The organism is Mesorhizobium muleiense (assembly GCF_900099905.1).
Classification (GTDB): Bacteria; Pseudomonadota; Alphaproteobacteria; order Rhizobiales; family Rhizobiaceae; genus Mesorhizobium; species Mesorhizobium muleiense.
Map to the genome: position 1 here is coordinate 1 of NZ_FNEE01000026.1, position 21,399 is coordinate 21,399.

Here is a 21,399-nt window from a genome sequence, read left to right on the forward strand (position 1 = left end):
CACAAGGGGAGAAGGGAGAAGCCGCCCACAGCAACGCGCCGCATCCTCCGGGCCACTCCCATCAAGCTACCGTCTGACCGGGCGAACCCGCTGCGCCCCGCTGATTGGTGTGTGAACGGGGCGCCTGATAGGATGCGGTTGTACGAATCATGTCGGAGGAGCCACACATGAATCTCAGTGCGCCTACGCAGCTTATTTTCATCATATCCCTTGTTATCGCCATCATCGGTCTTCTCGCCGCTCTCGGCGTTTTTGCGTTCATTCCCCTAGCCGCGGTGTGGATCGTCCTCATCGCTTATATCGTGCTTGCCGGCGGCTGCCTGGTTCGCGGCGCTTAAGCCCTCAGATCTCTCAGTCAACTCGGAGCGCCCGGCCACAAGCCGGGCGCTTTTGATTCTGAGGGTTGGTCTGCTACCATCCGCGGGCGGAGGAAAGCTCATGTCTGCCCAGAGCGAAGACGGCAGCAACCAGCACAGTCCTGGCCTCGACCGGTTCGAGATGGTTCGGCGTGCGCCTGGCCCTTGGCTCCAGGGTTCAGTCACTGACATCTGCGGCTACCGCGAAACCATGCCCGGCCGTTTCCGCAACGTCGAATACGCATCGCTGACCGTGCCGCTGGTCATCAGCTTTGCCGAACCCTTCGCCATCGGGCTCGGCAAGGAGCCGGGCGACAACGACCGCTTCGCCAGTTTCGCCGCCGGCCTCTATGCCGGTCCGGTGGTGATCGAATCCCGCGGCGGCGCCTGCTGCATCCAGGTCAATTTCACCCCGCTCGGCGCCCGACGCTTCTTCGGCCTTGCGATGAGCGAACTGACCGACCGCATGGTCGGCCTCGACGATGTGCTCGGGATCGAAGGCATCGCGCTGCGCGAAAGACTTGGCAATGCGCACGGCTGGAGCGCACGTTTTGCCATCGTCGAGACGTTCGTCGCCGCGCGACTGACTAAGGCCCGCGAAATGCAGGCCGAAATCGCCTGGGCCTATGACCGGATCATCGTCTCGGGTGGCCGCATTCGCGTCTCATCGCTCGCCGACAGGCTGGGCTGGAGCCGCAAGCATCTCGCGGGAAAATTCTCCAACGCGATCGGCGTCGGCCCCAAGACGCTCTCGCGCATCGTCCGCTTCAACCGGGCGCTCGGCCTGTCAAGGCAGGGCAAATCCGATTGGGCTGATATCGCCGCCGATTGCGGCTATGCCGACCAGGCGCATCTGGTGCGCGAATTCCGCGACCTTGCCGGCGAAACGCCGACGGCGCTGGCCGCCCAAGCATAGAGGCGCCGGTAACATTTCTTCAAGACGTGGGAAAAGCCTTCGCCCAGACTGGATTATCGTCCAATCCAATTGAAGGAGATCGTCATGACCATGTCAGTCGAACCGCCCAGGCTCTATCCCACCTTGCGCTACCGCAATGCCGCGAAAATGATCGACTGGCTCGGTGAAGCCTTCGACTTTGCCGTTCATGCCCGCTACGGCGAAGGCGACATCGTCCAACACGCCGAACTGACTTTCGGCTCCTCGATGATCATGCTGGGCACCGCACGCGACGACAAGTTTGGCCAGATGATCGGCGCACCGGGCCCGGGTGGCGGCAGATCGATCTATGTTGCCGTCGACGATGCCGATGCCGCTTATGCCAGAGCCAAGAAGGCCGGCGCCGAAATACTGGAAGAGCTCACCGACCGCGACTATGGCAGCCGCGAATTCATCTGCCGCGATCCGGAAGGCAATGTCTGGTCGTTCGGCACTTACTGGCCGAAGGCCGGCGAGCCCGCCAGCTAACGCGCGAGGCCAAAAATCGCGTCGCAGTCGAGGTGGGTTTCCAGCTCGGCTGCGATCTCGTCCAGCGCCCGTTCGACTTCGGCACGGTAGTCGATGCCGCCGCTGTTGACGCCAAGGTTTTCCAGGAATTTCGCCCGAAAAGCGTCGGCGGAAAACAGCCCGTGCAGATAGCTGCCCGACACCTTGCCGTCGGCCGAGACGGCGCCGTCATCGGCGCCGTTGATGACGGCGGACGGCCGCAGCGTGTCCGGACCGGTGGTGCGGCCGAGATGGATCTCGTAGCCCTGGAGCGGCAGATCGAACTGGACCGAGCGCGCGCTGACATTGCGCACAGTCTTTTCCGGTTGCATCACCGTTTCGACGTCGAGCAGGCCGAGCCCCTCGGTCTCGGTGGCGCTGCCCTCGATGCCGTCGGGATCGCGCACGACACGGCCGAGCATCTGGAATCCGCCGCAGATGCCGACGACGTGGCCGCCGCGCTTGCGGTGGGCGACAAGATCGCGGTCCCAGCCATTCTCGCGGAATCTTAGCAGATCGCCGATCGTCGACTTCGAGCCGGGAATGATCACCAGCCCAGCATCCTCCGGCAAATGCTGGCCGGGCGGCACGAAGACGACCTCGACCTGCGGCTCGGCCTTGAGCGGGTCGAGGTCGTCGAAATTGGCGATGCGCGAAAGCATCGGCACGGCCACCTTCAGCGCGCGCTTCTCGCCGGACGCCAGGCGTTCGAGCACCACGGAATCTTCCGAGGGCAGCCGCGCCGCCGCCTTCAGCCACGGCACGACGCCAAAACAGCGCCAGCCGGTGAAGTTTTCGATCGCCTTGATGCCGTCATCGAACAGCGAGACATCGCCGCGGAACTTGTTGATGAGATAGCCGACGATCATGCGCCGGTCCTCTTCCGGCAGGATCAGATGGGTGCCGGCGACCGAGGCGATGACGCCGCCGCGATCGATATCGCCGACCAGGATCACCGGCACGTTGGCGCGCGTCGCAAAGCCCATATTGGCGATGTCGCGGCTCCTGAGATTGATCTCGGCCGGCGAGCCGGCGCCTTCGACGATGACGAGATCGGCACCCTCGGCGACCTTGGCCCAAGAGTCCAGCACGGCATCCATCAGCCGGGCTTTCAGCGCCTGGTAGTCGCGCGCCCGCGCCTCGCCGAACACCTTGCCCTGCACCACCACTTGCGCGCCGATATCGGTCTGCGGCTTGAGCAGCACCGGGTTCATATGGACGGTGGGCGCAACGCCACAGGCGATCGCCTGCAGCCATTGGGCGCGGCCGATCTCGCCGCCGAGTTTGTCGCCCGGTATATTGGCGACGGCGGCGTTGTTCGACATGTTCTGCGGCTTGAACGGCCGCACCTTCAGCCCACGCTTCTTCGCCACGCGGCAGAGGCCCGCGACCAGCACCGTCTTGCCGACATCGGAGCCTGTGCCCTGCAGCATGATCGCCTTGGCCGCCATCAATTCCTGCCCTGTGAAACGCTGCCGGTGATCGTGGATTTCGCGGCCAGTGGTCCGCCGCGCCAGAGGTAGAGCGCCAGCAGCGGCTCCTTGCCGGTGCGCATGGCGTGGCTGACATCAGAGGCATGGTGGATCACCTCACCCGCCTCGCGCCTGCCAAAGTCGCCTTCGCCCATGCGCCATTCGGTGCCGCCGGTCAGCGGAATGTAGATCTCCTCGGCGACATGATGGTGGTCGGGATAGACGATTTCAGGTCCGAGGATCAGCAGACCGGCCGCGACCTCGTCGTTGACGAAATGGCCGCGCGTGCCGAAGACCTCCAGCCAGCCGTAATTGTCGATGAACGTCTTGCCGAAATCCGCCTCGCTGTAGGTCTGCCCCCAGCGCAATTGGCGGCGACGCTCCGCAAGCAGCCGCGCCAGCGGCTGGGCGTTGGCCGGAGCGAGCTCGACGATACGATCGAGCTGGCGCAGGCAGGCAAGCGGACGCGGATCGAGCGGTCGTGCCGGCATGGCCCAGCCGATCCGGGCCACCTCATTGCGCACCAGCGCATCATCGAATGTTGCGAGAGTGGCGTGGAAACGCTCGAGCAGTTCATCGAAATTTGTCGTCACGCCTTGCCCCGGACACGCATTATCACACAGCCGCCCCCAGATCGTTGGATGGAGCTAGTCGGCTTGCGCGGCAGCATCATTGGTCTAGATTGAACCGCGCGCAAAGCCAAAAACGACAGGCCAGGAGGCCGACGACATTACGGAGCACGCCATGGACGCCGCTGTTGATGCGGGCACCAGCCAGTTCGAACTCAACGAGGACCAGCGCGCCATCCAGCAAATGGCCGAGGCCTTCGCTGCCGATCGCGTTGCGCCGAACGCGCTCGACTGGGACCGCAACAAGCATTTTCCGGCGGACGTGATCCGCGAGACTGGCCCGCTCGGGCTTGGCGGCATCTATGTCAGTGACGATGTCGGCGGCTCAGCGCTCGGCCGGCTCGACGCGGTGCTGATCTTCGAGGCGCTTTCGCGCGCCGATCCGGCCTTCTCCTCCTTCATCTCGATCCACAATATGGTGGCTTCGATGATCGACCGCTTCGGCAGCGACGAGCAGCGCCAGCACTTCCTGCCGAAGCTGACCTCGATGGAATGGCTGGCGAGCTATTGCCTGACCGAGCCGGGTTCGGGATCGGATGCTGCGGCGCTGAAGACGCGTGCGGTGAGGAGCGGCGGCGACTATGTGCTGAACGGCGTCAAGCAGTTCATTTCGGGCGCCGGCGACAGCGACCTTTACATCGTCATGGCGCGCACCGGCGCCGACGGTCCGAAGGGCATTTCGACCTTCGTCGTGCCGAAAGATGCGCCCGGCCTGTCTTTCGGCGCCAACGAGCACAAGATGGGCTGGCACATGCAGTCGACCCGCCAGGTCGTCTTCGAGGACTGCAAGGTGCCGGTTGAAAACCTGCTCTCGGACGAAGGCGCCGGCTTCGGCATCGCCATGGCCGGGCTCGACGGCGGCCGGCTCAACATCGCCGCCTGTTCGCTGGGCGGGGCGCAATCGGCGCTCGACAAGGCGCTGTCCTACACCGCCGAACGCAAGGCCTTCGGAGCCAAGATCAACCAGTTCCAGGCGCTGCAATTCAAGCTGGCCGACATGGAGACCGAGTTGCAGGCAGCACGGATATTCCTTTACGCCGCTGCCTCGAAGCTCGACCGCAAGGCCCCGGACGCCTCGAAATGGTCGGCGATGGCGAAGCGCTTCGTCACCGACGTCGGCTTCAACGTTGCCAACGACGCGCTGCAACTGCATGGCGGCTATGGCTATCTGCACGATTACGGCATCGAGAAGCTGGTGCGGGATTTGCGCGTTCACCAGATTCTCGAAGGCACCAACGAGATCATGCGCGTCATCATCGCACGCGCCCTGATTGGGCGGTAAGGCAAGGCAGTAGGGGAGTAGGGGAGTAGGGGAGTAGGGGAGTAGGGGAGTAGGGGAGTAGGGGAGTAGGGGAGTAGGGGAGTAGGGGAGTAGGGGAGTAGGGGAGAAAAATGACCGGCAGGATCAATTCGCACAAGGATCTTATCGTCTGGCAGCAAGCGATGGATCTGGCGTGTGATCAAGCTTATCAGATGCTGTTATCGACCTAGGAGATCTGAAAAATGCTTCGCCAGCTTATCAGCAAACTTGCGCCCGAATAAGTTGCCTACTCCCCTACTCCCCTACTCCCCTACTTAACCCAACCCACGGAGCGCCACCATGACCACCATCGCCTTCATCGGCCTCGGCAATATGGGCAATCCGATGGCAGCCAATCTCGTCAAGGCTGGATATGCCGTTCACGGCTTCGACCTGATCCCGGAAAATCTCGCCAACGCCAAGGAGCATGGGGTCGTCGTCATGGCCAATGCCGTTGCCGCGGTGAAGGAGGCCGATGTGGTCATCACCATGCTGCCGGCCGGCAAACACGTTCTGTCGGTCTATGAAGACATCGTGCCAAAAGCGAAAAAAGGCGCGCTGTTCATCGATTCGTCGACCATCGACGTCGAATCGGCACGAAAAGCCCACGCCATTGCCGCCAGACACAAGCTGCTGTCGATCGACGCGCCGGTTTCCGGCGGCACCGGCGGGGCCGCCGCCGGCACGCTGACCTTCATGGCCGGCGGCGCGAAGGAAGCTTTTGCCAAGGCCGAACCAATCCTCAAGCCGATGGCCGGCCGCATCGTCCATTGCGGCGACGACGGCGCCGGACAGGCGGCAAAGATCTGCAACAACATGATCTTGGGCATTTCGATGATCGGTGTCGCCGAAGCCTTCGTTCTGGCGGAAAAGCTCGGCCTGTCGCACCAGGCGCTGTTCGACGTCGCCTCGAACTCGTCGGGCCAGTGCTGGTCGCTGACCACCTACTGCCCGGTCCCTGGTCCGGTGCCGACATCGCCGGCCAACAATGGCTACAGGCCGGGGTTTGCCGCGGCACTGATGCTGAAAGACCTGAAACTGTCGCAGGAAACCGCGCAAAGCGCCGGTGCGGTGACGCCGCTGGGCGCCGAGGCCGCCCAGCTTTATGCGCTGTTCAACGCCCAGGGGCATGCCGCTGCCGACTTCTCCGGCATCATAAATTTCCTGCGCGGCACCCCGGCGTAATGCATGTCGCCCAAAAGCTTGGGCTTAACCCCCAAGGGTGCGCAAAGCGTGCGCAGCAGACGCGACGCGCTTCAGCCTCGAACTCGACCGGCTTTCGGTTTCCGGCAAGAAACGCGGAAATTTAGATTTGCTTAAACTATCGATAACCACCCGGTAACGATGTCCCTGTAGAACGGAGTGCGAGGCGGCCTATCGCAACCGCCCGGCGCTCCGGATCAGGTCTCGCGTACCGGAGCCCGTAAGTTTCGCCAAGTGTTCAGTCAGCGAAGCGCCATGCGTATCCTGGCAAAGCCGCGTTCCCGATGGAGCGCGGTTTTTGCATTTCGCATTCTTCAACGACAGTGAGACGATCGCCCTGGCGCGTCTCCAGACGGTCGTCGGCCTGGTGGCGGCGGTCCTGACCGACGTCGACCCACAGATGGTCGCTGCAACGCTCCCCAGCGCGAGGGTTCGGTGAGCGCGATCTGAAATCTCCTGAAGCTCATCGGTCCTGTCGGCAAGCTTGTCGACAGGCTCACGAAGTGGCAGCAGATCAACGAAGACGCTAGGAAACGAAGCCGACCGCATCCGCGCTGACGTGGAGATCAAGCGGCTTGAGCGGACATCATTGAAACCTTCTGATTTCCAAGCCGTTATCGCCGGTATGTCCGGGGCTAAATCCAAGCCGAAATCGGTCTCCAAATCACGCGATGCCGAGAAGTCGCGCCAGGAGAAGCAATCGACTGTCGAAGCCGCGTCTGAGATCGTCGGCGCGGCCCCGCCGCCGCTGGAGTTCGTCGAACCCGATCCGGAGCTGACCCCTGAGGAGGCCGAGCAGGCGCGCAAGAGATACTTGCTGAGGCGTTTCTGGATCAGCGCGCGCGGTTACTGGGGCCGCGGAGGCGATAGGCGGGCTTGGCCGTACACGATCGGGTTATTGCTCCTGATCGTCATCAATGTCGGCTTCCAGTATGGGATCAATGTCTGGAATCGCGCAATTTTCGATGCCCTTGAGCAACGCAATGCGCGCACCGTCTATGTCCTGAGCGCCGTTTTCGTGCCGCTCGTGCTCGGAAGCGGAAGCCTTGTCGTTGCACAGGTCTTCCTTCGCATGACGATGCAGCGCCGCTGGCGTTCCTGGCTCACCAACACGGTCATCGCGCGGTGGCTTGCAAGCGGCCGCTACTTTCAGTTGAACCTCGTCGGCGGCGACCACCAGAACCCTGAAGCACGCATCACGGAGGATTTGCGGATTGCCACCGAATCCCCGGTCGACTTCATCGCCGGTGTCATCAACGCGTTTCTGTCGGCCTCGACCTTCATCGTGGTGCTCTGGACGATCGGCGGGGCCCTGACTCTGACGATCGCAGGTTCGACGGTGACCATTCCCGGCTTTCTCGTCATCACCGCGGTGCTCTATGCCGCGATCACATCCACCTCGATGGCGGTCATTGGCCGCCATTTCGTCCACCTCTCCGAGGAAAAAAATCAGGCGGAAGCCGAATTCCGCTACACGCTGACGCGGGTGCGGGAAAACGGCGAGAGTATCGCATTGCTCGGCGGCGAGGAGGAAGAGCGTAGCGGCATCGACAAGACGTTCGCCTATGTGCTCAGGCAATGGGCGCTCCTTACAGGTCAGCACATGCGCACAGCGCTGGTATCGCAGGGGGCGAGTCTGTTTGCGCCTGTCGTGCCGGTTTTGCTTTGCGCTCCAAAGTTTCTCGAAGGCGGCATGACACTTGGACAGGTCATGCAGGCTGCCTCTGCCTTTGCCATTGTGCAGGGCGCGTTCGGATGGCTGGTCGACAACTACCCCCGTCTCGCCAATTGGAACGCCTGTGCACGGCGCATCGCCTCGCTGATGGTGTCGCTCGACGGGCTCGAGCGCGCGGAGCAGAGCAACACGCTCGGACGCATAAAGCGCGGCGAAGCTGCAGGCGATGCGATGCTCAGCCTGAACAATCTCTCCGTGTCGCTCGACGACGGCACCGCCGTGGTCAAGGAAACCAAGGTCGTGATCGAATCAGGCGAGCGGGTGCTCGTCGCCGGCGAATCCGGCTCAGGCAAGAGTACGCTGGTGCGGGCCGTCGCAGGTCTGTGGCCGTGGGGCGGCGGCAGCGTCAACATCCACGCCGACAGACGGCTGTTCATGTTGCCGCAACGGCCCTATGTCCCCACCGGGACGCTTCGCCGCGCAGTCGCCTATCCAGGCGCCGCCGATCGCTGGACGCTGGACGAGATCAAGGCTGCCCTCGACAAGGTCGGGCTCGATTATCTGAACGACAAGATCGAGGACGATGCGCCATGGGACCAGACCCTCTCCGGTGGCGAAAAGCAGCGGCTCGCCTTCGCGCGTCTTCTGCTGCACAGCCCCGATATCATCGTGCTGGATGAAGCAACGTCAGCACTCGATGAAAAGAGCCAGGACAAGATGATGGAGATGATCGTTCACGAATTGCCGAAGGTCACCATCATAAGCGTGGCGCATCGCGCCGAGCTGGAAGCCTTTCATAGCCGCAAGATCACCTTGGAGCGGCGCGAGGGCGGCGCAAAGCTTGTCAGCGATATCGATCTTGTCCAGCGCAAGAGAAGACGGAACTTGCTTGAGCGATTTATGCGGCGCCGGCGCGCCGCACCGAAGCGCAGCACGACCTCGAGCAAAGCGGCGCTGCCCGAGACAAAAAAGTGAAATCCGCCGATCGGGCCTCGGTTCTTGGTGAGCGGCTCCTCCGGCTGGCAGAATCCGGCATTCAAACGGCGGGCGTCCGGCCGCAGGACGCCCGGCGATCGATCTATCTTATTGCTTGCGCAAATCGGCCTGCGCCAGATCAAGCGCCTTGGCGATGCGGCCGCAGGCCATGTCGATCGTCTCGCGCGTCCAGATCAGCGGCGGCGACAGGATCATCGTATCGCCGGTGGCGCGCAGCATCATGCCCTGGGCAACTGCGTGGTCGCGAACGGTCACGGCCGCGCTCCCGGCCGGCAGGAAGCGCGCCTTGGTCGCCTTGTCGCTGACGATCTCGATCGCCGCCATCAGGCCGATCGAGCGCACCTCGCCAACCAGATCGTGACCGCCGACGTGCTCCTGCAGCGCCTTGGCGAAATAGGGTCCGGTGTCGTTCTTGACCCGATCGACCAAACCCTCCCGCTCAATGATCTCGAGGTTCTTCAGCGCCACGGCGCAGGCCACGGGGTGGCCGGCATAGGTATAGCCGTGATTGAACTCGCCGCCCTTCTCGACCAGCGTCGCGGCGATGCGGTCACCGACCAGCAGCGCCGACAGCGGCTGATAACCGGAGGTCAGCGCCTTGGCGGTGGTGATGGTATCGGGCTCGATGTCGAAGGTCTGAGCTGCGAACCACTCGCCGGTGCGGCCATAGCCGGTGATGACCTCGTCCAGCATCAGCAGGATATCGTATTTGCGGCAGATGCGCTGCACTTCCGGCCAATAGCTCATCGGCGGTATCTTCACGCCCCCTGCTCCCATCACCGGTTCGCCGATGAAGGCGGCGACCTTGTCGGCGCCGGCTTCGAGGATGGCATCCTCGACGGCCTTGGCCGCGCGCAGGCCGAAATCATGGTCGCTTTCGCCGGGCAGAGCCAGCTCATAGGCATAAGGCATCATCACATGGACGATGTTGGGAACCGCGCCGTTGAGCTGCTTGTGCATCGGCTCCATGCCGCCCAGCGACGTGCCGGCGATGGTCGAGCCGTGATAGGCGCTCTTGCGCGAGATGATGCGGTTCTTCTCCGGCTTGCCTTCCAATGCCCAATAGTGGCGCACGAGGCGCAGCGCCGTGTCGTTGGCCTCCGAACCGGACGAGCCGAAGAACACCTGGTTGACATGCTTCGGCGCCAGTTCCGCCAGCTTTTTGGCCAGCAGCACCGGTGTCGGGGTCGAGCATTTGAAGAAGGAATTGTAATAAGGCAGTTCCTTCATCTGGGCGTAAGCGGCGTCGGCCAGCTCATCGCGGCCGTAACCGATGTTGACGCACCACAGTCCGGCCATGCCGTCGAGGATTTCCGTGCCTTCGGAATCGTAGATGAACGGCCCGTTGGCGTGGGTGATGATGCGTGAGCCGGCCTCGCGCATCTCCTTGTGGTCGGTGAACGGATGAAGGTGATGCGCAGCATCGATCTGCTGAAGCTGCTTCAGCGAATAATTCTGATAGGTCATGTCTGATCTTCCTCTTGAACCAATCCGGCAATTGCAGACAATCCGGCAATTGCAGCGGGGGCGGATTCGTCAGAGGAAGGCGGGCGGCGAATAGCCGATGCGGGCGCAAAGCCGCAAAAGCTCGGCGCGAAGCGTACGCGGCGACGGCGTCACCGCCACCCCAAATGCGCATGATGCCTTCATCCAAGCCATGCAGCATCTTAGGCGGTCTGATGCGATCAGTTCAAGCCGTTCCGTTCAAGCCGTTCCGGCCAGCGCCCGTTGCAGGAAGACATACTTCATCGCCGCCTGTGCCGCTTGCGGCCGGCGATCGCCGCGCCCGCCATGGCCGCCCTCGGTCTCCTCGAAAAACAGCGTCTTCGCGTGGCCGGCAGCCTGCAGCCGCGCCGCCATCTTGCGCGCATGGCCGGGATGGACGCGGTCGTCGGCCGTCGATGTGGTCAGCAGCACCGGCGGATAGGCGGCATCGGGCTCGACATGCTGATAAGGCGAGTAAGCCGCCAGCGACGCGGCCTCTTCCGGCTTCGCCGGATCGCCATACTCGGCCATCCAGGATGCGCCGGGCGGCAGCTCGGTGTAGCGCAGCATGTCGAGCAGGGGCACGTCGATGATCACCGCACCGAAAAGCTCGGGATGCTGGGTCAGCGAAACGCCGGTCAGCAAGCCGCCATTCGAGCCGCCCTGGATGCCAAGCGTCGCCGGCGTGGCGATGCCGCGTTCCACCAGGTCTTGCGCGACCGCGGCGAAATCGTCGAAGGCGTTCTGGCGATTGGCCTTGAGCGCGGCCTGATGCCAGTTCGGACCGAACTCGCCGCCGCCGCGGATATTGGCCTGCACATAGGCATTGCCCTTTTCCAGCCACAGCCGGCCGCGCACGCCGGCATAGCCGGGCAGCAGCGGCACTTCGAAGCCGCCATAGCCGTAAAGCAGCGTCGGCACCGGCCCGTCCTGGTCGCGCCGCCTGACGACGAAATAAGGGATTTTGGTGCCGTCCTTCGAGCGTGCCTCGAACTGTTCCGAGACCAGGGACGATGCATCGAAACGCGCCGGCTGCGATTTCACGGTTGTCAGCATCGCTGCATTGTCGTCCGACCAGATGATCGAACTCGGCGTCAGGAAATCGGTGAAGGAGAAGGACACGCTGGAGCCGAAACGCTCGGCGTGGCTGATGCCGACACTGCCGTTTTCGGGCAGCGCCACCGGCTGCAGCGACCAGCCGCTGCCGCTGCGATCGCAGGCGACGACCTTGCCGCGCACATTGTCCATCAGATTGATGAACAACCGGTCCCGCGTGCGGGCAATGCCGGCAATCGAGACACGATCCGCCGACTCGAGCACGGTCTCGACAGGTGCGAGCGCATTGGTCTCGATCCAGCGCGCGAAGTCCAGCGAATAGAGGCCATCAGGATTGCACAGCGTGCCGTCCGGCGCCGTCCACGGGCTGCGCACTCCAAAGACGAACTGATCCCTGAACAGCACCGTGTCGGTCACGTCGTCCGGCAACGGGATGCGCCTGTTTTCGCCGGAAGGCAGACGCAGAAAACTGTGCGAGGCAAAGAAATCGAGCGTCCGGGTCAGCAACAGATGCCGCTTGTCACCGTCGAATTCGAGGGAACCGCCGGCGGCGAGATCCTGCTTCTGCGCCTCGAAAATCGGCGTCGCATCCTCCAGCCTGGTGCCGCGCTGCCAAAGCTTGACCACGCGCGGATAACCGGACTGGGTTTTTTCGTCCTCTTCGAAGGCAGCCGAGACGATGACCGTGTCCTTGTCCAGCCAGTTGAAGCCCGACTTCGAGGCAGGAGCACGAAAGCCGCCCTCGACAAAGGACTTGCTGTCGATGTCGAATTCGCGCATTTCGCTGGCGTCGCCGCCATCCGGCGACAGGCTGAGCAGGCAGCGGCTGAAATCGGGGTAAAGCCGGCTGGCGCCGCTGAACACCCATTTCACACCGTCTTTGGCTGACAGACTGTCGAAGTCGATGATCGTCTCCCATTCCGGCTTCTCGGTCTTGTAGGAAGCGACCGGAGTGCGCCGCCAGAGGCCGAGCACGTTGGTCTTGTCCTGCCAGAAATTATAGACGTGGCCGTTGAGCGCAGACCCGACGGCAATGTTGTCTTCGGCCGTCATCAGGTCGAGTGCGGTTTGGAAGCAGGTCTGGTAGGATGGATCGCCCTGCAACTCGGCAACCGTGATCTCGTTCTGACGGTGAACCCAGTCGAGCGTTTCCTTGCCCGTTCTGTCCTCCAGCCAGAGAAAGGGATCCTCAGTCGCCGAATTGGGACGCGTCTTTGTGTTCGAACTGGTCATGTGGTCTCCGATAAATTCGTCAAGGCTCGGCAACGTCGTCTTGCCACTATCGGTATTCAACCTGGAACGCAAAAGGAGCCATTGCGCTGTTGGCCTCCTAAGGTGGGGCCGCCTGCCGCCCGCAGGCCACGAGGGAATCCATGCAACATCTGTACATTGCCAAAGAGAAGTTCGGTCCTTTCAGCGGCACTGCGTGGACCATGTACATAAACTGGTCCGGCCTCACCCAATTAAGCGAGGTCGTCTCACTCGATGGAATGCTCGGGCCGGTTGCGCTGGGACAGGTAAAGGACAGCTACTGGCCCCATATTGTTAACGAGGACTACATGCTCGATTTCTTTGTGGACCTGGACTTCCTCCTTTCGGAGTTGGCCGATCCGGGCGATTTGAATGTCCTCAATGTGATACGAAGACCGTCGCTTGACGTGCGTTCACTCGACTGGAACGGATTTACCTTCCTGGGCTACGACTTGTTGGATCAAGACGTCTCCATAAGCGCTTTGACCAACTGCGGAGGATTTCCTGACGTGTTTGCGAACACGGAACTGTCCGATGTTGGATTGATAACCGACTTTGATCGTGCCGTTGAAATTCGAGACCTCCTACGCAGGATGCATCCCTCTGAACACCATGCCGAGTGTGATTTATGGGCGATTTCCAGATGGCAAGGAAATGAAGGCACCCCGCAATCGTATTAATGCATGTCGCGCAAAAGTGTGCAGCGGTTTTGCGATAACGACATGCAAAAACAACAACCTAAAGCGCGTCGCATCAGACGCGACGCGCTTTAGACCGCTCGCCCCCGCAATACGGTTGTGACCGCCAACGCCAGACAAATGGCGCCAAGCGTGATCGGCAGGCCGTCCGCGCCGAGAATATCCATGGCGCCGCCCGCCAGCGGCGGCACGGCGATGCCGCCGACGCCCCACATTAGCGAGAAGGCGGCGTTGCCGGCGACCAGTGCCGAGCCGGTGAACCGCTCGCCAAGCTCGATGATCGACATCGTGTAGATGCCGTAGGAAACCGCACCCCAGACAAACACGCACGGCCAGATCAGCGGCGTCTCGATGAGAACCGGCAACAGCACGCATCCAAGCACCGTTAGCGATACACAGATAAATCGCACCAAACGCGCTGTCAGCCGTTCCGCCAGCAGGCCGAGCGGCACCTGCATGGCGATGTTGCCGGCGATCATTATCGACAGCAGCGCCGACATGCGCGCCTCCGCGATGCCATAATGCGCTCCGTAGACCGGCAGCAGTGCCAGCACCCCCTGTTCGAAACCGGCGGCCACCACCACCGCCGACAGCAGCAGCCATGCCATCGGCATGAACCCCATCACCGAAACCTGGTGCCCGGCTTCATCGACCTTTGGCAGCCGTCCCAGCACCAGCGCCAGGCAGGCGCCGCAAAAGACGAATGCGGCGATGCCGACGAGAAACGGCGGCCATCCTTCGGTGCCGACCGCAAGCAGGCACAGCGGGCCGGCCGCGAAACCTGCCGAAATGACTGTAGAATAGATGCCCATCACGCGACCGCGGCGCGCCGGAGGCGCCAGCGCGATCACCCAGATCTCGCTCAGCACATAGAGCGGATTGGTCACCACGCCGATCAGGAAGCGCAGTGGAAACCAGAGATAGACATTTTGCGTCCAGCCGATCAGCGCCAGCATGATCGCGGAAAGGGCCGCGCAGGTCAGCGCCGTGCGCCCTGCCCCGAACCGGCGCGCCAGCGCCGGGATAAGCGGCGACGAGACGATAAAGCCGACCGGCGTCATTGCCGCCGACAGGCCGATCATGGCCGGCGAGACGCCCTGGCGCTGCAGGATGAAGCTCAGCAGCGGGTAGCTCAGCCCTTGCGCGATGGCGAACACCGAAACGGTGGCGATCACGCCGGTGATCGCCGCCCACTGTATTGTCTGGTCGCTGTTCTGTTCCGCCCGGTCCATGATCCGCACCACGAAGCCTGCACGATTAGCGTTTCGGCGGCGTGCCGGGAAGCACCGGCGGCAGGAACCGCTTGCGCCAGCCAGAGCATGCCTTGTTAAGGACTCCGCGGCGCCATTCAGGCCACTACGGAAAATACCGGGCAATCGCCCCCTTCCTGCCCTCCGCGTAAGGCTTCAGCCACTTGTCGTCGATGGAGAGCCCGTCATTGTCCGACGGTCCTTCTCCAATCGTTCTGCGCCAGGCGCGGAACTTGTAGTGGTCGAACACGTCGAGCATATGCACCGCAAAGGCCGCAGCGAACGTCTTGTCGCCTTCGACGATCACCATGTTCTCGTCGTTTTCATAGGACGCCTTGTAGCCAAGGTTGTGGCTGCCGGCGATGACGGTCGCGTTGTCGGCCATCGGATCGATGATGACGATCTTGTCGTGCACGATCGCATGGCCGACGGTCAGCACTTCCGCCTGGAAATCCCGCGCAACGGAGGCCCCCGTCAGGTTGGCCGCCCTGACGATGGAGACGTTCGGCGCCTCCCAGACCTTCTCCGGAAAGACGAATGGCGACTTGCCATCCTTGTTCGATTTGTTGGTGACTGGATCCCGGGTCGGAGCAATATAGTTGGGCATGGCGGTGTGATCGCTGATTGCGCCCTGCACGATCAGCTTTGGATTCGCCGTCGCCGCCGCGACCGCCTGATCGATGACCGAATTGTTGCCAAGCCGCGACGGATTGAACACGAGAAAGAGCACCGCCTCCTTCGCCGCCTTGATCCGTGCGAAAACATCTTCGAGATCGACAGGCCGCACCGAGATGTCCTTTTTGCTGCGGTCGGGATCGTTTGGCGAGAACCAGATGGTGGTCCCATCGACATGGTTCGGTGTGCGATTCTTCAGGCGAAACGGCCTGCCTTGCTTCTGCGCCACACGTCCTGCGGCGCTATCGCTCGCCGGCGGCGGGAACACGTCGGCCTTCATCCGTTCCCAATAGGCATCGAACACTTCGGCCATGGCAGGGTCGTCGCGGATGAAGGCGTTGTTGGACTGTCCGCAAATGCCCGTCGACGTCCAATTGGTGCTGCCGGTCATGACCGCTTGCGGATTGCCCTGGGCGTCGCGGTAGACGGCAAACTTGTTGTGGCCGATATGGTTGTTGTTGAACAGACGATCGGTCAGCACTACGCCGGCGTCGCGCAGCCGCTTTCTGAAGGGCGCGTTGCCCGCGTCCCACGCCTTGGTCTGTTCATCCCTGCCCGAATTCGAAAGAATGACGTCGACGACATCCTTGGCGTCGATGATCGCGTCGCACAACTCGTCATCGCCAAGCTCATAGAGGGCAAGCCTGACAGTGCCGCCCTCGGCCTTGGCCCGTTTCATCAGGCTGGTGAGCACATCCGGAACCTCGCCGTGAAGATAGGCGCGTATCTTGCTGCCGGGACGCTGAAGCTCGGCCCTGATCTTGTCGCGCTGCCCGACCTTGATGCCGGCGTCTTCCAGCGCGCGCGACAGCCATTGCGTCGAGAGCACGCCGTTGGTGAAGGCGAGCCGCGCCTTGCCGAACATCGATCCCAGGAAGATGGTCGGGCTGACGGCGCCTTGTCCGAGATAGCCGAGCGGCCGAGCCGCTCCGCTATAGGCTTTCTCGGGCCGCACCGGCACCGGATCGAGGCCGGGCCGCATGTCGCCGACCGGACGCACCCGGTAGGCGACCAATTCGCCATCCGGCCTGATTTCGACGCTGTCGCGGCGCCGCCGCACCGTAAGATCGCGCCAGAATGTCTTCTGCACCGGCCAGACGCCGGTGTCCTGCGGAATCCAGTCCCTGTTGCGTTGCCCCCGGAAAGGCACCCAGGACGCCAGACAGCGTTCCTCGCCGGTGCCGGGATAGATGCGGACGATCTCGAAGCCGAGACAGCCGTCGATCATTCCGTCAATATCCCAGGCAATGAAAGCGACTTCGTTGTTGGTCGCTGCACGCACGCTGACAACATCCGACACGGAAATAGTCTCCCTCAGGACGGTTTGTATTCAATGTACTTACTCAATATGACGTAATCGCAACGTGACATGTTTCACAGTTCGGGCAGCAGATCTGGATTTCGCCCTGGTGCGTCCGGCTGGCGAACGTCCATGTCGCTTCCCTCGTCCTAGTGGTCGCCGCCTCCGCAATGGCGGGACGGCGGTCGGTCCATTATGCCGCCGCACCATCGCAGCGTACGAGGACTATCATGACCGCCGCCCTTCATTCCGCCGAACCGGCATTGGCGAACGACCGAGCCCGTCGCGGCGGCCGCGCGGGCAAGCGCGCCGGCGCAGCGGCGGCATTCGAGCAGCCGCCTTTCCGTCAGCTGAAAATCCCGCTGACGCCGACCAGGCTGGTCTCCGACGACGAGCTGGAATCGATCCACCTCGCCTCGCTGCGCGTTCTCAGGGAAATCGGCGTCGACGTGCTGCACGACGAGGCAAGGCGCATCATGAAGGCGCATGGCGCGGATGTCCGCGAAGGCAGCGAGCGGGTGCGCTTCGACAGCGACATGATCCTCGAGCTGGTTTCGCACTGCCCGTCGGAATTCACCATCCATGCCCGCAATCCGGCGCACAATGTCCGCTTCGGCGGCGACAACCTGATCATCTCGATGATGGCGTCGGCGCCCAATTGTTCCGACATCGATCGCGGCCGCCGGCCGGGCAACCAGCAGGACTACCGCAACTTCCTCAAACTTGCGCAGATGCACAACATCCTCAACTGCACCGGCGGCTATCCGGTCGAGCCGATCGATATCCATCCGTCCGTCCGCCACCTCGAATGCATCCGCGATCTGAGCGTGCTCACCGACAAGGTGTTCCACATCTACTCGCTCGGCAAGGAGCGCAATGTCGACGGCATAGAGATCACCAGGATCGCGCGCGGCATCAGCGCCGAACAGCTTCTCGAACAGCCGTCGGTGTTCACCATCATCAACACCAATTCGCCGCTCAAGCTCGACGTGCCGATGATGGAAGGCATCATCCAGATGTCGAGCAAGGGCCAGGTCGTCATCGTGACGCCGTTCACCCTGTCGGGCGCCATGGCGCCGGTGACCATCGCCGGTGCGCTGGTGCAGCAGAATGCCGAGGCACTGTCCGGCATTGCCTTCGCCCAGATGGTGCGCAAGGGCGCGCCCGTCGGCTATGGCGGCTTCACCTCCAACGTCGACATGAAGTCCGGCGCGCCGGCCTTCGGCACACCGGAATACATGAAGGCGCAATTGGTCGGCGGCCAGCTCGCTCGCCGCTACAACATCCCCTACCGCACCTCCAACACCTGCGCCGCCAACACGGTCGACGCACAGGCCGCCTATGAAAGCGTGTTCTCGCTGTGGGGCGCCATCCAGGGCGGCGGCAATCTGATGATGCATGCGGCCGGCTGGCTGGAAGGCGGCCTGCGCTGCTCCTACGAAAAGACCATCCTGGACATCGATCTGCTGCAGATGGTGGCGGAGTTCCTGACCCCGCTCGACCTCTCCGAGGAGGCCCTCGGCTTCGACGCCATCCAGTCCGTCGGTCCGGGCGGCCATTTCTTCGGCACCCAGCATACCCAGGACCGCTACAAGACAGCATTCTATTCGCCTATCATCTCCGACTGGCGCAATTTCGAGACCTGGGCGGAAGCCGGATCGCCGACAGCTATCGAAAAAGCCAATCGGGTGTGGAAGGAGCGGCTGGCCTCCTATGAAGAGCCCTACATGGACCCGGCTATCCGCGAGGAACTCGACGCCTTCGTCGACAAACGTCGGTCCGAAGGCGGCGCGCCGACTGATTTTTGATCATCTGTATTGGTTTGATGAACAGTCGACTCCCACTTCGTCGAGCTTCGCTCGACACCTCTCCCCCGATCGACGGGGTAGAGGAAGGGCGTGACATTGTTCCAGCCGGAGCGCTTCTCCACTTTGTTTTCACGCCCCGCTCACCCGATTCAACCTCTTCAAAAACGGAACTATCTTCATGAAATCTCACGCAAAAGCGGTTGTCATCGGTGGCGGTGTCGTCGGCTGCTCGGTGCTTTACCATCTGGCCAAGGCCGGCTGGACCGACATCATGCTGATCGAGCGTTCGGAGCTCACCTCCGGTTCGTCCTGGCATGCGGCGGGCGGCTTCCATACGCTCAATGGCGATCCCAATGTCGCCAAGCTGCAGGCCTATACGGTGCAGCTCTACAGGGAGATCGAAGAGCTTTCCGGCCAGTCCTGCTCGCTGCACCTGACCGGCGGCGTGATGATGGCCGACACGCCGGAGCGCATGGACTTCCTGCGCCTTGCTCACGCCAAAGGCCGCTATCTCGGCATGGACACCGAGCTGATCACGCCGTCAGAGGCCAAGGCGATGTTCCCACTGATGGACGAGACCAATTTCGTCGGCGCCATGTGGGATCCGGTCGAAGGCCATCTCGATCCTTCCGGCACCACCCACGCCTACGCCAAGGCGGCCAGGAAGCTCGGCGCCGAAATCGTGCTGCGCAACCGCGTCGTCGAGCTGACGCAGGAGGTCGACGGCACCTGGAACGTCGTTACCGAGCAAGGCACGGTCAAGGCCGAGCATGTCGTCAACTGCGGCGGCCTGTGGGCGCGCGAGATCGGCCGGATGGTCGGCGTCGAGCTGCCGCTGCTGGCCATGGAGCATATGTACCTGTTGACCGAGCCGATGCCGGAGGTCGAGGAATTCAACAAGTCGACCGGCCGCGAGATGATCGGCGTTATGGACTTCAAGGGCGAGATCTACACCCGCCAGGAACGCAACGGCATCCTGCTCGGCACCTATGAAAAAGCCTGCAAGCCGTGGTCTCCGGTCAACACGCCGTGGGATTTCGGCCATGAATTGCTGCAGCCCGACATCGACCGCATCGCGCCGTCGCTGGAAATCGGCTTCAAGCATTTTCCCGGCATCGAGAAGGCCGGCATAAAGCAGATCATCAACGGTCCCTTCACCTTCGCGCTCGACGGCAATCCGCTGGTCGGCCCGGTGCAGGGCCTGACCAATTTCTGGTGCGCCTGCGCCGTCATGGCCGGTTTCTCACAAGGCGGCGGCGTCGGGTTGGCATTGTCGAACTGGATGGTCCATGGCGATCCCGGCTTCGACGTCTGGGGCATGGACGTCGCGCGCTTTGGCGAATGGGCGACACTGCGCTACACCAATGCCAAGGTCCGCGAAAACTATTCGCGCCGTTTTTCCATCCGCTTTCCCAACGAGGAACTGCCGGCGGCACGCCCGGCCCAGACCACCCCGCTTTACGACACGATGCTGGCCAACAACGCCGTCATGGGCGACAGCTGGGGCCTCGAAACCCCGCTCTGGTTCGCCCCGAAAGGCACCGAGCCGAAGGACATCGTTTCGTTCCATCGCTCCAACGATTTCGGGCCGATCGGCGAGGAAGTGCGCGCCACCCGCGAGAAGGTCGGCGTCACCGAGATCGCCAACTTCGCCAAATACGAAGTCTCCGGGCCGGGATCGGAAGATTTCCTCAACCGGCTGATGACCAACCGCATGCCGAAGACCGGCCGCATTGTGCTGACCCCCATGCTGAACGAGTTCGGCAGGCTGATCGGCGATTTCACCATCGCCAAGGCGGGCGAAGAGCGCTTCATGATCTGGAGCTCGTCGGCGGCGCAGAAGTATCACATGCGCTGGTTCGAGAAGCACCTGCCGAAGGATGGTCCAGGGGCGTCACAGGTCCGCATTCACCGCTTTGACCAGACGCTGGTCGGCTTGTCGATTGCCGGGCCGAAATCACGCGACCTGCTGCAGAAACTGGTCGACGCCGACATCTCGACCAAGGCCTTCCGCTTCATGGACTTCCGCGAGATGGCGGTCGGCGGCGCGCCCTGCATGGTCAATCGCATCACCTATACCGGTGACCTCGGCTACGAGATCTGGATGGCGCCGGCCTACCAGCGTCTCGTCTACAAGGCGATCAAGGATGCCGGCGAAGAGTTTGGCCTGGTCGATTTCGGCATGCGCGCCCTGCTCTCGATGCGCCTGGAAAAGAATTTTCCGACCTGGTTCCGCGAACTGCGCCCGATCTACGGGCCGTTCGAGGGGGCGATGGACCGCTTCGTCAAGCTGGAGAAGAACGACTTCATCGGACGCGACGCGGCAGCCAGGGAGCAGGCAGAAGGGCCAAAACTGCGCCGTGTCTCCTTCATCGTCGATGCCGCAGACGCCGACGTGATGGGCGACGAACCGATCTGGGCCAAAGTCGGCGGCAAGGATTACGGCACGGTGGAGAAGCCGCATGGTTATGGCGCGCAGCGTTTCGACACGGACGGCAAGGAAGTGCGCGGCTCGAGGGCCGCGGAAGGCGCTTCGGCCGTGCGCGGCATCGTCGACGGCGACTGGCGCGTGGTCGGCTGGGTCACCTCCGGCGGCTATGCCCATTATATCAAGGAATCGATGGCGCAAGGCTATGTGCCGGCGGCCTTGGCCGCGGACGAGAGCGCCGGACTGTTCGAGATCGAGATCCTCGGAAGCCGACGACCAGCCCGCATCAATGTCGAGCCGCCTTTCGACCCGAGCGGCGAGAAGATGCGGGCCTGAAAGCATTGGACCCAAAGGCCCGCCCTCGGGCCTGACCCGC

General features: G+C 62.7%; 16 protein-coding genes. 10 read left to right on the forward strand and 6 right to left on the reverse strand.

What is annotated here, in order from left to right:
• Positions 1-167 precede the first annotated feature (167 nt).
• From BLT09_RS28525 to BLT09_RS28535, 3 genes are all read left to right on the forward strand, one after another.
• Positions 168-338: a hypothetical protein gene (locus BLT09_RS28525; RefSeq protein ID WP_077383756.1), complete on the forward strand. Its 171-nt coding sequence runs from the start codon at positions 168-170 to the stop codon at positions 336-338.
• Between the two features lie 100 nt (positions 339-438).
• Entirely contained in the window at positions 439-1,272 is an 834-nt protein-coding gene (locus tag BLT09_RS28530) for a helix-turn-helix domain-containing protein (RefSeq protein ID WP_091599592.1), read from the forward strand.
• An 84-nt stretch (positions 1,273-1,356) separates the two neighbouring features.
• Positions 1,357-1,779 carry a VOC family protein gene (locus BLT09_RS28535; protein WP_091599818.1) on the forward strand — a complete coding sequence of 141 codons (423 nt, stop codon included), beginning with the start codon at positions 1,357-1,359 and terminating at the stop codon, positions 1,777-1,779.
• Here BLT09_RS28535 and BLT09_RS28540 read toward each other — a convergent pair.
• Positions 1,776-3,248, reverse strand: coding sequence for a cobyric acid synthase (locus tag BLT09_RS28540; RefSeq protein ID WP_091599595.1), 1,473 nt, complete (start codon positions 3,246-3,248; stop codon positions 1,776-1,778). The genes BLT09_RS28535 and BLT09_RS28540 overlap by 4 nt on opposite strands.
• Positions 3,248-3,862, reverse strand: coding sequence for a dimethylsulfonioproprionate lyase family protein (locus BLT09_RS28545; RefSeq protein ID WP_091599598.1), 615 nt, complete (start codon positions 3,860-3,862; stop codon positions 3,248-3,250). Before BLT09_RS28545 ends, BLT09_RS28540 begins: the two co-directional genes overlap by 1 nt.
• 151 nt (positions 3,863-4,013) lie before the next feature.
• Between BLT09_RS28545 and BLT09_RS28550 the strand changes: the two genes are divergently transcribed.
• The 4 genes from BLT09_RS28550 (at position 4,014) to BLT09_RS28565 (ending at position 9,051) form a co-directional block, all read left to right on the forward strand.
• Positions 4,014-5,180 carry an isobutyryl-CoA dehydrogenase gene (locus BLT09_RS28550; RefSeq protein ID WP_091599601.1) on the forward strand — a complete coding sequence of 389 codons (1,167 nt, stop codon included), beginning with the start codon at positions 4,014-4,016 and terminating at the stop codon, positions 5,178-5,180.
• A gap of 318 nt (positions 5,181-5,498) precedes the next feature.
• Positions 5,499-6,383, forward strand: a complete 885-nt coding sequence (gene mmsB / locus BLT09_RS28560; protein ID WP_091599604.1) for a 3-hydroxyisobutyrate dehydrogenase — start codon at positions 5,499-5,501, stop codon at positions 6,381-6,383.
• Positions 6,384-6,699: 316 nt separating this feature from the next.
• On the forward strand, positions 6,700-6,840 hold the full coding sequence (locus BLT09_RS34515) for a hypothetical protein (RefSeq protein ID WP_167366563.1): 141 nt from the start codon (positions 6,700-6,702) through the stop codon (positions 6,838-6,840).
• 186 nt (positions 6,841-7,026) lie between these two features.
• Positions 7,027-9,051, forward strand: a complete 2,025-nt coding sequence (locus tag BLT09_RS28565; protein WP_091599607.1) for an ABC transporter ATP-binding protein/permease — start codon at positions 7,027-7,029, stop codon at positions 9,049-9,051.
• Positions 9,052-9,159: 108 nt separating this feature from the next.
• On the opposite strand, the gene BLT09_RS28570 is transcribed toward BLT09_RS28565, so the two are convergent.
• Both BLT09_RS28570 and BLT09_RS28580 read right to left on the reverse strand, forming a co-directional pair.
• On the reverse strand, positions 9,160-10,539 hold the full coding sequence (locus BLT09_RS28570; protein WP_091599610.1) for an aspartate aminotransferase family protein: 1,380 nt from the start codon (positions 10,537-10,539) through the stop codon (positions 9,160-9,162).
• 237 nt (positions 10,540-10,776) lie between these two features.
• On the reverse strand, positions 10,777-12,846 hold the full coding sequence (locus tag BLT09_RS28580) for a prolyl oligopeptidase family serine peptidase (RefSeq protein ID WP_091599616.1): 2,070 nt from the start codon (positions 12,844-12,846) through the stop codon (positions 10,777-10,779).
• A 140-nt stretch (positions 12,847-12,986) separates the two neighbouring features.
• Between BLT09_RS28580 and BLT09_RS28585 the strand changes: the two genes are divergently transcribed.
• Positions 12,987-13,544 (forward strand): hypothetical protein, encoded by a 558-nt coding sequence (locus BLT09_RS28585; RefSeq protein ID WP_091599619.1) that lies wholly within the window; start codon positions 12,987-12,989, stop codon positions 13,542-13,544.
• A gap of 89 nt (positions 13,545-13,633) precedes the next feature.
• On the opposite strand, the gene BLT09_RS28590 is transcribed toward BLT09_RS28585, so the two are convergent.
• Together BLT09_RS28590 and BLT09_RS28595 are read right to left on the reverse strand one after the other, a co-directional pair.
• Positions 13,634-14,794, reverse strand: a complete 1,161-nt coding sequence (locus BLT09_RS28590; protein ID WP_091599622.1) for an MFS transporter — start codon at positions 14,792-14,794, stop codon at positions 13,634-13,636.
• Between the two features lie 124 nt (positions 14,795-14,918).
• Complete coding sequence (locus BLT09_RS28595; RefSeq protein ID WP_091599625.1) at positions 14,919-16,787, reverse strand: phospholipase D-like domain-containing protein; 1,869 nt, start codon at positions 16,785-16,787, stop codon at positions 14,919-14,921.
• 230 nt (positions 16,788-17,017) lie between these two features.
• Between BLT09_RS28595 and BLT09_RS28600 the strand changes: the two genes are divergently transcribed.
• On the forward strand, positions 17,018-18,595 hold the full coding sequence (locus tag BLT09_RS28600) for a trimethylamine methyltransferase family protein (RefSeq protein WP_091599627.1): 1,578 nt from the start codon (positions 17,018-17,020) through the stop codon (positions 18,593-18,595).
• A 178-nt stretch (positions 18,596-18,773) separates the two neighbouring features.
• Positions 18,774-21,359, forward strand: coding sequence for a GcvT family protein (locus BLT09_RS28610; protein ID WP_091599633.1), 2,586 nt, complete (start codon positions 18,774-18,776; stop codon positions 21,357-21,359).
• The last annotated feature ends 40 nt before the right edge of the window (positions 21,360-21,399 follow it).

Bases quoted from the DNA above. Each gene is read 5' to 3' on its own strand.
- BLT09_RS28540 (WP_091599595.1), bottom strand. From the start codon at position 3,248: ATGGCGGCCAAGGCGATCATGCTGCAGGGCACAGGCTCCGATGTCGGC.
- BLT09_RS28565 (WP_091599607.1), top strand. From the start codon at position 7,027: ATGTCCGGGGCTAAATCCAAGCCGAAATCGGTCTCCAAATCACGCGAT.
- BLT09_RS28585 (WP_091599619.1), top strand. From the start codon at position 12,987: ATGCAACATCTGTACATTGCCAAAGAGAAGTTCGGTCCTTTCAGCGGC.
- BLT09_RS28570 (WP_091599610.1), bottom strand. From the start codon at position 10,539: ATGACCTATCAGAATTATTCGCTGAAGCAGCTTCAGCAGATCGATGCT.
- BLT09_RS28525 (WP_077383756.1), top strand. From the start codon at position 168: ATGAATCTCAGTGCGCCTACGCAGCTTATTTTCATCATATCCCTTGTT.
- BLT09_RS28590 (WP_091599622.1), bottom strand. From the start codon at position 14,794: ATGGACCGGGCGGAACAGAACAGCGACCAGACAATACAGTGGGCGGCG.
- BLT09_RS28610 (WP_091599633.1), top strand. From the start codon at position 18,774: ATGAAATCTCACGCAAAAGCGGTTGTCATCGGTGGCGGTGTCGTCGGC.
- BLT09_RS28580 (WP_091599616.1), bottom strand. From the start codon at position 12,846: ATGACCAGTTCGAACACAAAGACGCGTCCCAATTCGGCGACTGAGGAT.
- BLT09_RS28600 (WP_091599627.1), top strand. From the start codon at position 17,018: ATGACCGCCGCCCTTCATTCCGCCGAACCGGCATTGGCGAACGACCGA.
- BLT09_RS28530 (WP_091599592.1), top strand. From the start codon at position 439: ATGTCTGCCCAGAGCGAAGACGGCAGCAACCAGCACAGTCCTGGCCTC.
- BLT09_RS28535 (WP_091599818.1), top strand. From the start codon at position 1,357: ATGACCATGTCAGTCGAACCGCCCAGGCTCTATCCCACCTTGCGCTAC.
- mmsB (WP_091599604.1), top strand. From the start codon at position 5,499: ATGACCACCATCGCCTTCATCGGCCTCGGCAATATGGGCAATCCGATG.
- BLT09_RS28550 (WP_091599601.1), top strand. From the start codon at position 4,014: ATGGACGCCGCTGTTGATGCGGGCACCAGCCAGTTCGAACTCAACGAG.